The sequence below is a fragment of the uncultured Brachyspira sp. genome (assembly GCF_944390595.1).
Classification (GTDB): domain Bacteria; phylum Spirochaetota; class Brachyspiria; order Brachyspirales; family Brachyspiraceae; genus Brachyspira.
The window spans coordinates 1-16,608 of sequence record NZ_CALXRN010000041.1; the positions used below are offsets into that span (position 1 = coordinate 1).

At 27.9% G+C, this 16,608-nt stretch carries 15 protein-coding genes and 1 pseudogene; 8 read left to right on the forward strand and 8 right to left on the reverse strand.

Going from position 1 to position 16,608, the window contains the following annotated elements; all coding sequences use genetic code 11:
* Both Q0J90_RS02225 and Q0J90_RS02230 read left to right on the forward strand, forming a co-directional pair.
* A partial coding sequence (locus Q0J90_RS02225; RefSeq protein ID WP_297276355.1) for a cobalamin-dependent protein occupies positions 1 to 814 on the forward strand: 814 nt, incomplete at its 5' end.
* A 15-nt stretch (positions 815 to 829) separates the two neighbouring features.
* The gene (locus Q0J90_RS02230; RefSeq protein ID WP_297276356.1) at positions 830 to 1,642 is read left to right on the forward strand and encodes a vitamin B12 dependent-methionine synthase activation domain-containing protein; all 813 of its coding nucleotides are present in this window, start codon (positions 830 to 832) and stop codon (positions 1,640 to 1,642) included.
* A 1-nt stretch (position 1,643) separates the two neighbouring features.
* Here the strand turns inward: Q0J90_RS02230 and Q0J90_RS02235 are convergent, their stop codons facing one another.
* Complete coding sequence (locus Q0J90_RS02235; RefSeq protein WP_297276357.1) at positions 1,644 to 2,570, reverse strand: methylenetetrahydrofolate reductase; 927 nt, start codon at positions 2,568 to 2,570, stop codon at positions 1,644 to 1,646.
* Between the two features lie 143 nt (positions 2,571 to 2,713).
* On the opposite strand from Q0J90_RS02235, the gene Q0J90_RS02240 reads away from it, so the two are divergent.
* The 6 genes from Q0J90_RS02240 (at position 2,714) to Q0J90_RS02265 (ending at position 9,424) form a co-directional block, all read left to right on the forward strand.
* Positions 2,714 to 4,102, forward strand: a complete 1,389-nt coding sequence (locus tag Q0J90_RS02240; protein ID WP_297276358.1) for an MATE family efflux transporter — start codon at positions 2,714 to 2,716, stop codon at positions 4,100 to 4,102.
* A gap of 115 nt (positions 4,103 to 4,217) precedes the next feature.
* On the forward strand, positions 4,218 to 4,721 hold the full coding sequence (locus Q0J90_RS02245; protein WP_297276359.1) for a hypothetical protein: 504 nt from the start codon (positions 4,218 to 4,220) through the stop codon (positions 4,719 to 4,721).
* Positions 4,722 to 4,754: 33 nt separating this feature from the next.
* Positions 4,755 to 6,290 carry an NTP transferase domain-containing protein gene (locus Q0J90_RS02250; protein ID WP_297276360.1) on the forward strand — a complete coding sequence of 512 codons (1,536 nt, stop codon included), beginning with the start codon at positions 4,755 to 4,757 and terminating at the stop codon, positions 6,288 to 6,290.
* Positions 6,265 to 7,401, forward strand: coding sequence for a hypothetical protein (locus Q0J90_RS02255; protein WP_297276361.1), 1,137 nt, complete (start codon positions 6,265 to 6,267; stop codon positions 7,399 to 7,401). Before Q0J90_RS02250 ends, Q0J90_RS02255 begins: the two co-directional genes overlap by 26 nt.
* Before the next feature lie 71 nt (positions 7,402 to 7,472).
* Positions 7,473 to 8,354 carry a DUF2225 domain-containing protein gene (locus Q0J90_RS02260; protein WP_297276362.1) on the forward strand — a complete coding sequence of 294 codons (882 nt, stop codon included), beginning with the start codon at positions 7,473 to 7,475 and terminating at the stop codon, positions 8,352 to 8,354.
* Entirely contained in the window at positions 8,354 to 9,424 is a 1,071-nt protein-coding gene (locus Q0J90_RS02265; protein WP_297276363.1) for an LptF/LptG family permease, read from the forward strand. Before Q0J90_RS02260 ends, Q0J90_RS02265 begins: the two co-directional genes overlap by 1 nt.
* Here Q0J90_RS02265 and Q0J90_RS02270 read toward each other — a convergent pair.
* The 7 genes and pseudogenes from Q0J90_RS02270 to Q0J90_RS02300 all read right to left on the reverse strand — a co-directional run.
* The gene (locus tag Q0J90_RS02270; RefSeq protein WP_297276364.1) at positions 9,408 to 9,866 is read right to left on the reverse strand and encodes a GNAT family N-acetyltransferase; all 459 of its coding nucleotides are present in this window, start codon (positions 9,864 to 9,866) and stop codon (positions 9,408 to 9,410) included. The genes Q0J90_RS02265 and Q0J90_RS02270 overlap by 17 nt on opposite strands.
* 62 nt (positions 9,867 to 9,928) lie before the next feature.
* On the reverse strand, positions 9,929 to 11,665 hold the full coding sequence (locus Q0J90_RS02275) for a proline--tRNA ligase (RefSeq protein WP_297276365.1): 1,737 nt from the start codon (positions 11,663 to 11,665) through the stop codon (positions 9,929 to 9,931).
* Between the two features lie 123 nt (positions 11,666 to 11,788).
* The gene (locus Q0J90_RS02280; RefSeq protein ID WP_297276366.1) at positions 11,789 to 13,846 is read right to left on the reverse strand and encodes a CocE/NonD family hydrolase; all 2,058 of its coding nucleotides are present in this window, start codon (positions 13,844 to 13,846) and stop codon (positions 11,789 to 11,791) included.
* 24 nt (positions 13,847 to 13,870) lie between these two features.
* Positions 13,871 to 14,845: a DUF819 family protein gene (locus Q0J90_RS02285; protein WP_297276369.1), complete on the reverse strand. Its 975-nt coding sequence runs from the start codon at positions 14,843 to 14,845 to the stop codon at positions 13,871 to 13,873.
* Positions 14,846 to 14,860: 15 nt separating this feature from the next.
* Positions 14,861 to 15,037, reverse strand: a complete 177-nt coding sequence (locus Q0J90_RS02290; protein ID WP_297276367.1) for a hypothetical protein — start codon at positions 15,035 to 15,037, stop codon at positions 14,861 to 14,863.
* 23 nt (positions 15,038 to 15,060) lie between these two features.
* Entirely contained in the window at positions 15,061 to 16,128 is a 1,068-nt protein-coding gene (locus Q0J90_RS02295) for a mandelate racemase/muconate lactonizing enzyme family protein (RefSeq protein WP_297276368.1), read from the reverse strand.
* Positions 16,129 to 16,245: 117 nt separating this feature from the next.
* Positions 16,246 to 16,608 (reverse strand): annotated as a pseudogene (locus Q0J90_RS02300) (1-deoxy-D-xylulose-5-phosphate reductoisomerase); the annotation flags it as partial.

Below are 16,608 nucleotides of genomic sequence, written 5' to 3' on the forward strand. Positions count from 1 at the left end.
AAGAGAATTAATTTACAATAAAAGCAATACCAAAGAACCTTTAATAAATTATATAAATCATTTCTCTGATAAAAAAGAAAAGAAAGAATTAGCTAGTAATAATGAAGAAAATATAAAAAAGCCTATAAGGGAAGCTATAAGAGATGCTATGCTTGACGGTGAATGGAAAGATATGCAAAACTTACTTAATGAAGTAAAAGAAAATAGCGAAGAGTTTGGCGGAGAAAAGAAATTTGCACAGGCTATAATCGATGAAATACTTCTTCCAACAATGGCTGATATTGGTGTGAAATTTGGAGAAGGAACTATACAGCTTCCTTTTGTTTTAGGTTCTGCTGAAGTAATGAAGAAAAGTGTTGATTTCTTATCTGAATTTTTAGAGAAGAAAAAACAAGAAAAAACTGCTAAAATAATACTTGGTACTGTGGCAGGAGACGTACATGATGTTGGTAAAAATTTAGTTGAAATCATCATAAAAAATAATGGATTTGAAACAGTTAATATTGGCACTAAAGTTCCTATAGAAAAATTTTTAGAAGCATATCATGAACATAATGCAGACTGTATAGGTATGTCAGGGCTTTTAGTAAAATCTACTGAGGTGATGAAAGATAATCTTGCCTATATAAGAGAAAAAGGGTTAAAAATACCTATTATATTGGGAGGAGCTGCACTTACAAAAGAGTTTGTAGAAAATGACTGTAAAAAAGTTTATGGAGATACAGCTAAAATATTTTACTGTAAAGACGGCTTTGATGATATATTAGCAATAAAAGAGATAATAGCTGACAGAGATAAAGAAAATAATAATTAAAGGACAATAACAGCAATGCCAGAAATAAATCATAAAAATCATGAACATTATATAAATAAACCTCCATTCTATGGAAGAAAAGTTTTTGAATTCAGTAAACAAATAGAAAAAGAAGCTTTTGATATGATTAATAAAGTTAGACTTTTTAGAGCTGGTTTCGGATATTCTGCTAAAAATCAGGATATGGAAAAATATAATGAGATGATTAAAACAAAAGTAGAACCTAAATACGAAGAAATGAAAAGTAATATTATAGAAAATAATTTAATTGAACCTGTGATGATTTATGGATTTGATAAAACTATTACAGAGAATGATAAATTATACATATATGATGTAGATTTTGAAACTAATGAATTAAAAGATGAAAAAATAGAAATTCCTTTGGAGCGTATGGAAAATGAGCCTTACAATTCAATAGTAGATTTTTTTGACAAAGAAGAGGATACTATAGGTTTTACTCTTGTAAGCCTTGGAGAAAAGTTTCATAAGTTTTTAAAAGGCTTATATGATAATGATGAATATAAAGAATATTATTTCTATAATGCATTAGGAACAAATATCATAGAAAATTATGTTGATATACTTCAAAGTCATATGGATAATTTGCTTAATTTAAAAAATAATGGCAAAAGAAAACATGTAGGATGCAGATATTCTTTCGGATATAAGGCACTTACAAATATGTATGGCAACAGGATAATATTCAATCAATTAAAACCTGAAGAATTTAATGTTGTTCTTACTGAAAGCTATATGATGGATCCGGAAATTAGTACATGTGCAATAATATCATTCTGTGAAGATTCTTATTATTTTGCTAATTAATTTATTTTATAGTTTTTAATAAATCAACAACGAAATCATAATTATTCATACTCATTATATGCATTTTCTTATATTTTTTAAGCATACTATGAAATAAATCAGATGATAATTCTGTAGCTACTTTTTTCTCTTCTTCAGGAGATTTATCACTGGCTTTTTTTAGTTTATGAAGCCAATTTTCTGGAATATAAGCACCTGGAAGTTTATAATATATAAAATATGCGGTTTTATAAGTGAGTATTGGAAAGAACCCTGGAACTAGTATAGGTTTATTTTTTAAAGGAAGTTCATCTACCCATCTTAATAACAGCTCTAATCTTTCAGCTTCATATATAGGCTGTGTAAATATTGCTTTGACTCCTGAATTTGCTTTTTTAGCTAGTCTAACTTTTAAGCTGTCATTATTTTTGGCATAACTATTTATTACACAGAAAGGGTATATATGTTTTAACGGCTCTTTAAAAGTGAACTCCCCTAAACTCTTACCTTTATTAAGATCTTTTATTATAGCTATAAGTAATTCAGAGTTACCTTCAAATACAGATTTAGCCTGCTTTTGATTTCCGCCATTTATAGGATCACCTGTAACAGCAAGTATCATTCTTATATCAAAATAATTTGCACCTATCAAATCATTTTGCAAAGCTATTGAGTTTTTATCTCTCATAGTTTGTGTTGCAATGAAAGGCTTATTATTATTTAATCTTTGCTGCAATTGCAATGCTGCAAGTATTGATGATATTTTTAAATTTGCAAATGGAGAATCAGTTACAACAAAAGCATTAATATATTCATCGATTTTTGATTGATTTATTTTCTCTTCTATATATCCTAAATCATATTTTGCCTGAGGAGATATCTCTAATGTGAAAGTATATTTTTCTTTATTTGATAAATTAGAAATAAAATTTTCTATGCTGTTATTCATTATTTTATCCGTATATTATTATGTTTACTTATATCGTACTAGAAAAATAAAAAAAGTCAAATAAAAAATAATATTGAAGTTATATAAAAAAGTTATATACTTTATATATTGCTTGGAATATATTTTATTGATTGGTGTTTGATATGGGAGATGAAATAATTAATAATGATTCTAAAAAACAGGAATTGAAATATAAAGAATTAACAGAAAAGCCTGTAGAAAAACTTGTAGCTAAAATGGCAGTTCCAACAATAATAAGCATGCTTACAACTTCATTTTATAATATGGCAGATACTTTTTTTGTGAGTAAAATAAATACTCAATCAACAGCAGCTGTAGGTATAGTTTTTTCTATGATGGCGATAATACAGGCTGTAGGCTTTTTCTTCGGGCATGGTTCCGGAACATATATTTCTATAAAATTGGGTTCTAAGGATACTTCTGAAGCATCTAAGATGGCGGCTACGGGGTTTGTATCATCTATTATGGTTGGATTTATTATACTTGTATTTGGAATAATATTTATAAAGCCTCTTGCCTACATTCTAGGTTCAACAGAAACTATATTACCCTATTCTATAGAGTATATGAGATATATTTTAATTGGTGCACCGTATATGACAGCATCTTTAGTATTAAATAATCAATTGAGACTGCAGGGTAATGCTATTTTTGCTATGGTTGGACTTATAACAGGAGCTATAACAAATATAATATTAGATCCTATACTTATATTTACTTTTTCGATGGGTATAAAAGGTGCAGCAATAGGAACCATAATAAGCCAATTTATAGGTTTTTGTATACTTTTAGTTGGTACTAATGTTTGGGGTACTCTTCCTATAAAAATAAAAGATTTCTCTCCTAGCTTTCAAAAATATAAAGCTATTATAGCAGGAGGCCTTCCAAGTCTTTGCAGGCAGGGAATTGCAAGCGTATCAACTATGCTTTTAAATATAGCTGCAGGACCTTTTGGAGATGCTGCTATTGCTGCAATATCAATAGTTAACAGAGTTGGTATGTTTACAAATTCTGCTGTTATAGGTTTTGGTCAGGGGTTTCAGCCGGTATGCGGTTTTAATTATGGTGCTAAGAAATATGACAGAGTAATCAAAGCATATTATTTTTGTATAAAAATATCAACAATTATACTTTTGATATTTTCTTCTATCATATTTATAAATGCTTTTAATATATCTATGTCTTTTAATGAAAAAGATCCTGTACTTGTGGATATATCAGAAAGAGCATTAAGATATCAGGCATTAACTATTCCATTTTGGGGAGTAATAACATTATCAAGTATGATACTTCAAACAACAAGAAAAACATTTAGAGCTTCTTTACTCGCTATATCTAAACAGGGATTGTTTTTAATACCTGTAATATTTTTACTTCCTAAATTTTTTGGATTAACTGGAATAGAAACCGCACAGCCTGTTGCAGATATTCTCACTTTTTTGCTGTCAATACCTCTTGGATATAGTATAATAAAAGAAATGAAATCAGAAAGTAAAAACTATATTAAATAGTTTAACATAATATATTATAAATTGTTATATTTATTGATATAGTTTATTTTTTATTTAATCCGATACTTTAAATTAATGCTTGAACTTTAATATTATAAGTATATAATAGAGAAATATGGAAATAAAAGATTCTACAAGAAGTGCTTTGATTAGAAAAGGAAATGAGCTTTTTAATCAAAAAGATATAGAAGGAGCTTACCGTTGTTATTTGACAGCTTCATATTTTGGAGGTATTGAAAAGATAGCAGACTATTATAATTTTGAAAAGAAAAATATTATAAAAGCCATGCAATTATATAAATTTATTCTAAAAGAAGACTCAAACTTGGGAGGCAATGTAAGAGCTAAACAAAAATTAGATAAATTATCAGAATCTATAGTTAAAGTCTTGAGAAAGTGGCTAAAAGAAGATGAAACTTTTGAAGGAAATAAAAATGATAAATTAGAATTGGATAGTAAAAATGCAATACTTCCTATTAATTATAAAAAAAATAGTTTAGAGGATATTTTAAAAGCAAAAGATAAAATAGAAGAAAAAACTGAAGAATATTCTAAGGCACCCAATATTAAAAAACCTGTTTTTGAACAAATATACAAAAATAAACAAAATAAAAAATAAAAACTATTAAACACAAAATTAGGAGTTCTCTTTATGGAAAAAAATGTAGTAGAAATTGAAAATGCTCTCGCTTCATTATCATCAAAATTTTCAAAGAATGACACTTTGGTTATTATATTGGCTGCTGGTCATGGGAAAAGAATAAGAAGTTCCACTTCAAAGATGCTCCATACTATTTGGGGAGTACCTAGTATAGAAAGAGTTAGACTTGCAGTTAGAAATGGTATGCCTAAAAGTAATATTACTATAGTTGTTGGAATAAAAGCTTTAGATGTTGCGAATGCAGTTGGAAAACAAGCAAATACAAATTTTGCATATCAGGAAGAACAAAGAGGTACAGGACATGCTGTTAAAGTAGGGCTTGAAAAGAGTGATTTAAAAAATATTAAATATTGTTATGTAATATATGCTGATATGGGACTTATAGATTCTGAAACTATGAAAGAATTCCATGAAGAGTTTATTAAATCAAAAACTGATATGATAGTTATGACTGCTTTATATGACGGACCTAAAGGAAGCAATTATTACGGCAGGATACTTAGAAGCAGAGGATTAACTTATGACCGTAAAGTAAGTAAATATAAACAGAAATCTCAAGGCAATGTATTGGGAGTTATTGAATATAAAGATATTCTTGCCATGAAAGATGATGAGAAATTATATAAAACTTATAAAGATGAAAAGTTTTCTTATGAAAAAGATGAACTTCTAGATAATTTTAATGAATATGTGGCAGGTATATATGGTTTTAAAATGAAGCCTTTAGAAGAGTTGATACAAACATTACAGGCAAACAATGCTCAAAATGAATTATATTTAACTGATTTAATAGAAATTTTCTTTAATAATAATTTATCAATTTCTACATATATGCCTAAAGACAGCAGAGTTGTTTTAGGATTTAATGATAAAACAGTTCTTAAAGAAATGGAATCTATTGCCAGATCTAATGTTTATGACAAGCTAAAAAATATTATTACTATATATGACGGAGAGGATTTCTTTATAGATGACAGTGTTGTCGATCAAATATTAGAGATAGATAAAGATGAAAAACCATTAGATATATATGTTGGAAAAGGGGCATATATTGGCAAAGGCGTAAAAATAAATTATGGTGTTACTATATCGCATGGTGCTAAATTAGAAGGAAATGTTTATCTTGGAGAACATGCCTATATTGGAGATAATGCCCTTCTTTCATGTTTAGATAATCAAAAGCTTATAATCGATAATAATGTTCAAATATATTCTGGAAATCAGATTAAAGGAAATGTATATATAGGTAAGAATACAATACTAGAAAGAGGCGTAAATGTTACAGGAAGTGATAATCACCCTGTAAATATAGGAAGCAATGTACTTATTAAAGGTGTTAGTTATTTATATGGTTCTATAGTTGATGATAATGCATATATAGAACATTGTATATTCTATTATTCGCATATAAAAGCATTGCTTGATGATAAAGGAAATGTAATTAAATGCAGATTTATAAGGCCTAAAGAGGAAGGTTTAGAATCTGTAAGTAAAATAGATGATGGTAAAAAAACTAAGAAAAAATAGTATATTATTGATAATAGCAGTATTAATTATTTTTTTATGTGCTAGTTTAACTGCTCAGTATCAAAAAGATTTAAGAAATGATGCTCCTCCTATTACAGAGCATTATATTAGAATGAGCGGAGTTGAAACCCTTTTAACATGGTCTATTGCTTCTTTAAGGGAAGAACCTTATATTACCGATTTATATGTTGATGCTAAAAATAGCATACACTTTGCATATTATGATAATATATTAAATACTGCTGTTTATGTTACTGGAAAAGATGGAAAATTCAGCAGAACTTTGCTTGATGATAATAGAGATATAGGAGGATTTATTACCCTAGCAACCAATGAAAATAATATTCATACAGCATATAATAGAGGCAGCAGATTATTGTATGCTAATAATAACGGCGGTTCTTTTAATAATTATGCTATGGATTTAACAGAAAATAAAAAAATAATAGATTTGAAATTGGTTATATCAGCATTCTATTATCCTACATTATTTTTTATAAATAGCAAAGGAGTTTTATCCGTATCCAGATTCTACAGAGACAATTTTTTTACTGATTTTGTTTATACAAATAATATAGTTGATAGTGTTTATCCTGTAGCAGAAAAAGACGGGTATGCCTTATTTATACGTGATTATCAAACAGGAAATATATTTTACGGTTCAAGGAAAACTAATACAGCGTTTAGATTCTTTGATGATAAAGCAATAGTAACTAATTCTGATATTTATACTGTAATTCATGAAGAGCATAATAGATTTAATGTACTTTATACAACAAAAGATAATAAAAATACAATAAATTATATGAGATTTTATCATGGAAGTTTTAGTAATGGTATTTTAGTAGAAGACGATAAAAATATTATCTCTTTAGATGCTAAATTAAATTATGGTTTTGAGGTGACTGCTTTGTATCTTAAAGAAGATGGAAATAAAAATCTATTTATGGATGGCAGAATAATAGATTTATCAGTATTAGGAACTAGTAAAGGAAATGTAAAAGTTGCTGCAGCACAATATCCTTATTTTTATCTTTTATATTATAATGATATATTTCAAGAATTGAGAGTAACTAAGATAAATATAAGTGATGTTGAAAAATTAAAATAAACCGATAATTTATTTGACGTTTTTATATTTAAAATGTTTAATTAAATAATTGTAAAAAATAGGATGTTTTTATGAGTGATGAACAACCAAAAGTGTCTTTTATAGAAAAAAATCCAAGAACATGCCCTGTATGCAAAGGAGAGTTTTATCATGAGATGCTTCTTAGCGGCGGCGGAAGATTGATAGCAGGAAAATTAAGAGATGATTTAAGAAGAACTTATGAAAAGAGTAAGAGATATGGAGTTGTATATCCATTGATATATGTTGTTGTAGTTTGTCCAAATTGCTTATATGCTGCTTTTCAGGAAGATTTTCAATTAATAGATCCTAAGAAAAAAAATATAGCATCTGATACAGCTTCTCAGAGAGCTATATATATGAAAGAGTTTTTTGGTGATGATGTAGATTTTACAAGAAATAGGACATTATTAGAGGGTGCGGCAAGTTATTTTTTAGCATTGGATGGTTATCATTATCATGGTAAAGATACTGCTCCTACTTTAAAAAAAGCATTATGTTCTTTAAGACTAAGCTGGACATTAGAGGATTTGGCTACAGCTTATCCTAATGAAAATTATGATAGACTTATACCATTTTTCCAATATAAAGCAAGCGAGTTATATTCAGCTTCTATAGAATGTATGCAAAATGGAAAAGAAAATTTTGAGAAATTAAAGTCTTTTGGACCTGATATAGATAATAATTTTGGTTATGAAGGCATGCTTTATATGGGAGCATTGCTTGGTATGGATGCTTCTAAATTTATACCAGACCCTAAAGTTAAAGCACAGACTTTAGTTCAGGCTAAAAGAAAAATAAGTAAAGTATTTGGTTCCGGTAAAACAAGCAAATCTAAACCTTCAGCATTGCTTGAAAAAATAAAAGAATTACATAATAATATAACAGATGAACTAAATCGTCTTAATGAAGAATACGGTATAGATGTGAGTTAATGAAGAAGCTAAATCTGTATTTATTAAAAGAGTTCCTTTCTTTTTTCTTTGGATCATTATTTTTATTTGTTATTTTGGTTACAATAGCAGAAATAAGTGCGAGATTATCTCATTATACTCAGCATATAGAGTTGATGCAATATTTTATTACTTATCACTTTTTTAGAATACCGCATAATATATATTATATTTTTCCTGTAGCATTGATGTTTTCTTCCACTTACGTACTAGGAACTTTTGTAAAAAATAAAGAAATGATAGCTGTTGAAAATTCTGGTATTAGTTTATTTAAATTTTCTAGCCCGATATTTATAATAGTTATATTTTTATGTTTATTTCTTGTATTTTTCTGGCAATTTGTTGCAGCACCATTTAATAAAAAAGCTTTTATAGCCAATGATACAATAAATGGTTTTGGACAGGCTACTGAAAGCGGACCTTGGCAGTTGTTTGGAGGAAATAATTATATTTATTTTATAGATACATATTTTTATCAAGAACAATATATGACAAATACAATAATATTAAAATTGAATGATGATGGGGCTATAAAAATGAGAATATCAAGCCCTTATATACAATGGAATAATAATGATAGAAAATGGTATGTATCCAGCGGAATATTAACTACATTTAGTGATAATAAAGAAATAACTGTTCAAGAGATAACAAATTATCAATTGGATGTTTTGGAAAGACCGGAACATTTTTACGGACGTCCTTTATTGGATTCTATGAGTATAACTGAAGAAGCACGTATTATAAAATTACAGAAAGAAGTAAATATGAATACATCAAAATTGGAAACTGATTTGCATTATAGAATATCATATTGTTTTTCAGGATTTATTATAGTTTTATTAGCGTCATTATTTTCTAAATTTTCTACTCAAAGTGTATTAGTTGTAAGTTTAGTATTGGTTATATTAGTAGCATTGTTTTATTATTCTATTGTTATGATATTCAGATCTATGGGTGAAGCCGGAAATATGAATGCTTTTATTGCTGCTTGGATGCCTAATATAATATTTGGCATACTATGTATATTGGCTTTTAAGAAATTCCACTAATTTTATCAATTTGTTTTTCCATTATAATAGCGTCAAATTGATTATTATAATATTTGTTTCTAATTGATATTTCTTTAAAACCATTTTTTATATAAAAGTTTTTAGCGGCGGTATTATTTTGATGCAAATCTAATTTTATGCTATTAACATTATTTTTTACAGCATCATCAAATAAATATGATAATAATTTTCTGCCGTATCCTTTATTATGAGGATATGAAGCTATAAATATTATATCTATCTCAGGAGTTAATAAAAAGTATATTAGAAATCCAACAATTTGTTCTTGATTTTTAATTATAATGACATTATGGAATTTATCTTCTATATAATGTTTTATATAATCTTTTGACAAAACAGTGTATTCGCTTTTAGAAGCTATAGAATAAATAGAATCTATTATATCATTATTACAACTATTGATGAGTTCTATATTGTTCATAATTGAAAAGGTTAAATAAAAATGAATAAGAAAGATAAACTTCCTTATTCATTTTTAATATATTATAATTTGCTGTTTATTGAAGCAAATAATTCTTGTTTTTTATTTTTTACATAATCTGCTATTTCTTCAACTTTTACTTCTATACTTTCAGATGAATTTCTTAGTTTAAATTCTACTACACCTCTTTGAAGAGATTTTTTTCCAACCATTATTCTCATAGGTATTCCTATTAAATCACAGTCATTAAGTTTAACTCCAAGTCTCTCTTCTCTGTCATCAAAAATAGTTTCAACTCCAAGACTATTAAGAGATTTATATATTTCTTCAGCTTTTTTGAATGATTCTTCAGTTTTTTTATCAATAGCAACTACAATAGCTTCATAAGGAGCTACACTTATAGGAAATATAATTCCTTTATCATCATAATTTTGTTCTATTACAGAAGCAAAAGCCCTAGTAACTCCGATACCATAGCATCCCATTATAGGTATTATTTCTTTATTATTTTCATCTAAAACTTTAAAATTAAATGCTTCAGTATACTTATCTCCAAGTTTAAAAATATGTCCTAATTCCAATCCTTTCTTTTGATAAAGAACTTCACCGCATTCAGGACATTTATCTCCTTCTTTTGCTGCTCTGAAATCTCCCCAAACATCAATATTAAAATCTCTGTTTATATTAACATTTTTTATATGCGTATCATCTTTATTTCCGCCAACTATGGCATCTGATACAGATTTTATTGTATGATCAGCAAAAATTCTAATTTTCTTCTTTAATCCTATTGGAGAAGCAAAACCTACTCTAGCTCCTGTAACTTCTTTTACAATATTTTCATCAGCAAGTTCTATTTCTAGTCCGCCTAAAGCATTGCAAAGTTTAGTTTCATTAATTTCTAAATCACCTCTAATTACAACAAGTATAACTTCACCCTCTTCAGTTTTGTATATTATACTTTTTATGAAATGATCAGCAGTTGTATTGAAAAACTTTTCCAAATCATTGATAGTTCTTATATCTGGAGTATGTACTTCTTCTAATGGTTTATCTGTGTATGTATTTGCAGGTTCTTCATTTTTTACGTTTGCCTTTTCTACATTTGCTCTGTAACTGCATTTAGAGCAGAAAATTATTGTCTCCTCACCTACTTCACTTAAAACCATAAACTCTTCGCTGCCTTCTCCTCCCATAGCACCGCTGTCTGCTTTTACGCTTACAGTATCAAGTCCCATTCTTTTGAAAATTTTTGTATATGCTCTGCTCATATCATTATAAGTTTTATCTAAACACTCTTTTGTTATATGAAATGAATAAGCATCTTTCATTATAAACTCTTTTGAGCGTATAACTCCAAATCTCGGACGTATTTCATCTCTGAATTTTGTATGTATTTGATATAAAGTAAGCGGAAAATCTTTATATGATTGTATTTCATTTTGTGCTGTTATGGTGAAAGCCTCTTCATGTGTAGGTCCCATAGCCATATCAACATTATTTCTGTCTTTTAATCTGAATAACTCTTTTTTAAATCTTTCCCATCTTCCTGACGGAGTTAATAATTCTTTTGAAACAAGTATCGGCATTATGCATTCATTTGAATCTATAGCATCCATTTCTTCACGTATTATATTTGATATTTTATTCAATACTCTAACACCAAGCGGCAAGTATGAATAAAGTCCGTTAGATATTTTTCTAGCAAGTCCTGCTCTCAACATTAATTTATTTGAAGCTATTACCGCATCGCTAGGTGCTTCTTTTAATGTTGGAATAAACATTTTTGATAAACGCATAATATTTCCTTATAACGATTTAAAATTTATATAAATGATATACTATAAAAGTAAAATTATCAACTATATAAAAAAGACTTACTATATTTATTTTTTATAGTAAGTCTTTTTTGTAATAATTAATTAAAAAGTATATAGTTCTACAAATGAAGGATATTCTTTAGAACTTATAATTGTTTGTTCAGCATTTATAAATTCTGTATCTTCAAAGATATTGTTTCCTGTATTTTGATTTGGGAATATATAATTTTTAGCTCCTGACATTACCTGCAATCTTAGTTTTGTTCCTTTTAAGAAAGTATTTGCTATTTTTGTAGTTACTATTTCGTATTTATATATTTTTCCAGGTTCTAAGAGAGATATTTTATCTACACCTTCTCTGAATTTTGCTCTTATGAAACCGTCGCATAATCTCATAGATCTTCCTTTAGAATCTACTTCTGTTAATCTAACAACGAAATCTGTATCTTTAGCTGAACTTTTTGCATAAAATGTTATTTTAGCACTTCCAACTATTGTGGTTTCTTTTTCAAACTCTTCTGTTGTAAATATTATAACATCATCTCTTTTTTCAATTTCCTGATAATCTGCAGGAACACATATTTCATTTTGTGATATGTCTATTAAATGTTCCGGAGCATCTTTAGGATTAAATATATATTTTTCTTCAACATCAGTTTCAGGTGCATTTAATGATAATTTGTTATTTGCTGATAGATAATAGTTTACAGGTTTTGAATATTCAGGATACCATTTATTTGCCTGTTTCCATTCATTTTTACCAACAGCATAATATTCAACATTAGGTCTGTTTTCTATATCATTATTAATATTTTTTAATTTCTTATCGAACCATTTTAAAAATATTAAATCTATATCATATCTTAATGCATTTGTTCCTAATTGCAAAGAATTTATATTTCTTGTAGAATTACCGTCATGCATCCAAGCACCTAATATTATTTTTTTATCGCTGTCATTTTTATATTTACTTACTACATCAATAGCTAAACTTGTAGCATCTCCATTGTCATCATACCATCCGGATACTATTAATGCAGGAGTTTTTATATTGTCCCTTTTTTCATACCAGTTACAATGAGCCCAAAATTCATCATATACTTCATGGCTGCACCATTTATCCCAAAAACCTATATTATGTCCTAATGCTTTAATAGGTATATCTTTAATAGGTCTTATATTTATTACTTCATCCCAATCAGTTCTTTGCATGTTATTTTTATCATGAACTTTATCTTTAACAGAAAAAGCCCAAGCTAATACGCCGGATGAAAAAGTACCATTTTTTCTAGGCAAATCTACAAATGGGTTTCCTGATGTAACTATACTTATTAATGCTTTTAAATGTTCATTACCGCTTCCTGCAGCTGACCATTGTACACATCCCAAATACGATCCGCCTATCATGCCAACTGAACTATTACACCATTCTTCATTAGCTATAAAATTGATAGTATCATCACCGTCATCAACTTCATGATATTTTGGTATCCATTCTCCGTCAGAATCCCCTCTTCCTCTTACATCCTGAACGCATACTGCATATCCTCTTAAAACATATCTATAATAAGTTTCTATTTTATTTAATCTGTTATAAGGAGTTCTAACAAGTATAGCAGGTACTTTGTCTTTTACATTTGGAATTAAAACCTCTGTTGCAAGTTTTACTCCATCTCTCATTGGTATATAAACAGTTTTTTGTTCTTTTATACTGTTTAATTTTTCATTAGGAATTTGTTTTTTCCATTCTTTTATAAAAGTATTATCTTCATAACCTTCTTCTATGAAAATAGAATTACTATCCCTAGATGCTATTATGAAACCTTTTATAGAATTTTCTGCAACAATTATATCAAGAGGATTTTTACCGCTCATAGCTGCATATATATTATTAAAGTCTGAATGTTTTTTATATAGGATGTTATTAATGTTTATCTCATCTTTAGAAAAATCATTATCTTTAATATTCAAAATTTTATCAGCTAATTCCAAATCCATATAATATAGAAATATATATCTTTTTATGTCTTCTTTATTTATTTCTCTTTTTTCTTTGAAAGATAAATTAAAAAAATCCAGCTCTTCTAAATATTTAAATGAATTATCAAAATGAAATTTAGATATTAATATGCCGGATTGATATAAATTAAATATTCTCATAATATGATATTCTCCCAATTTATATTAGTATTTAAATATAAATTTTATTAAATATGCCATACCTATTCCAACGTAATTTCCTACAGCTCCGCCTAAAACACCAAGTATAACAGCTACACTTATTAAGCTTTCCCATCCTGCAGAAGCTGCCAATACTGTTGAGCTTGAAGATGAACCTATAGCTGATTGCACAGCAACTAATACATATTGATATTTTATTTTGAACAGTCTGCATAATATAGCATGTACTGTTAAAGTTATAAACATTACTGAAGCACAGAATAAACTTGATAATATAGCAGATTTTAAGAATTCCATTATATTTATTGTTAAACCTATTCTAGCTAAAAAGAATAATGATAAAAATAAACCTATATCCATAGTACCTTTTAAATCCTGTACTTTTTTAAATTGTGCAACAATTATAGATATAGTAGTTAATATAATAATTTTCATTGTGCTTTGTAATGAGCTTGGAAATAAACCGGATATAAATCCGCTTGCAGCAACTATACAATATCCCAAAGTTAATATCCATGCGATATCATGAATACTCCATTCTTTTGGTTTTAAGAATGTGCTTCCGCCTTTTAACAACAATTCTTCTTCTTCAAGTCTGTATGGCCATATTTTTTCAAACCATTTAAATCTTCTAAGATTTGAAGCTAAATACATTACTAAAACTATATAGAATGGATAAGCAGCATAGTCAGCAGCATTTGCAGCAGCTATCAAATCTTCAGATGCATTCAATCCAACAGCTATAGCATTTAAATTAGGGCTTCCTCCCGTATATGTACCAACTAACATACCAGCTAATTTCCAACCTTCTGGAATTATAGGTACAAATATAAATGATAAAGCAAATACAACTACACATACAGTAATTACTGCTAAAGCCATAGCTACAAGAGGTTCTTTAGATAATTTTATTAAACCTTTTAAATCAACATTTAACAGCATAACAGCAATACCTAACATAATTACTTCTCCAGATATATATGAATATACTGGTTAAGAAAAAGGCATAACACGTATATTTGATAATAATAAACCTCCTAATATACATATTAATGCCGGTCCTAAAGATTTAAAAAATCTGAATTTGATTAGATATAAACTCATTGTGGCAATTAAGATTATACCTGCAGTAACACCTGGTACAGATGTTATTAGAGATGTTTTTTCCATTACTTTCCCCCAAATTATTAAAATTAAAATTCTATATCTAAACCAAGTCCTGGTTTATCTAAAAGCGTTATAAGACCATTTTCCGCAGTAAAACCTCCGTTTACAAATGGCAATTCTTTTGTTAGAACATATCCGTCTAAATCAGCATCTAATATATTTGCTTTGCTTGCAGCAAAATGAGCACCAGCTGTTATTGCTACTCTGCTTTCAACCATACATCCAACCATACAATGTATTCCTGCTGCTTCGCACACAGCATTTATTTTTTCTGCTTTAAATATTCCTGAAGATTTTGTAAGTTTTATATTAACTTTATCGCAAGCTCCTGCTCTGATAAATTTCATTGCATCATGATGATCTTTTACTGATTCATCAGCAACTATTTCCATAGATGTTTTTTTTCTTACTTCTGCCATATTATTTATATCCCAGTACGGAACCGGTTGCTCTATACCGTGAACGTCATATTTTAGTAATTCATTGAATACGTTAACAGCTTCTGCAACTGTATAACCTTGATTGGCATCTGCTTTTATGATAATGTCGTTTCCAACAGCTTCTCTTATCATTTTTATAGTTTCTATATCTTTTTTTGGTTCAAGTCCTATTTTTACTTTTAAGATTTTAAAACCTGCTTTTACATATTTAATAGCTGATTCAACCATTTCTTCTTTTTTATTTATAGACAATGTTACATCTGATTCTATTTGATTTGAGAAACCTCCTAGAACTTTGTATAATGGCTGATTCATTAACTTTCCTTTTATATCGTATAATGCTATATCAATGCCTGCTTTTGCTCCGTTATTTCCAACTATAAATTTATCCATAGTTCTATGTATGCTTTCAATATCTAAAGGGTTTTCGCCTTTTATTTTATTTTCAATTTCTTTTATTATGATTTCTATAGAATCAGGTGATTCCCCAACTATATGTCTAGTTGGTACGCTTTCACCATATCCAATTATTCCTTCATCTGTTTCTACTTTTACTAATATAGTAGGCTGACTAGTTCTTGATAAAGCAGCTGTTACAAATGGTTCTTTTAATTCCAATTCTACTTTCTTAGTTTTAATGGATGTTATTTTCATGATACTGATCCTTATATTGAATTATAATTTTCATACAACAAATTTTACCATTATAAATATTTTTTATTATTTTTCAATATGTAGAGATTATATTGTGACAATAAATTAATATAATATTTAAATATTATTAATTATCCAAGCAGTTTCTTTTCTTATTTCGCTATCCATGTTAATAATATTGTCTATAGTTAATGGAATATTGATATTTCTATCACATATTTTTGATACGATATCAAATATATTTGTGAATTTTATTCTTTTTTCTAAAAATGAATAAACACATATTTCATTAGCAGCATTCAATACGCAAGGATAAAGTCCTCCTTTCATACCGCATTCATAGGCTAATCTAAGCATTATAAATTTATTTAAATCCATTTTATAAAAATTTATTTCAGGATGTTCATATAATTTTAATTTTTCAAAAGGAGTGTTTCTAATTTCCGGATAAGTTAAAGCATGCTGTATAGGAAGACGCAT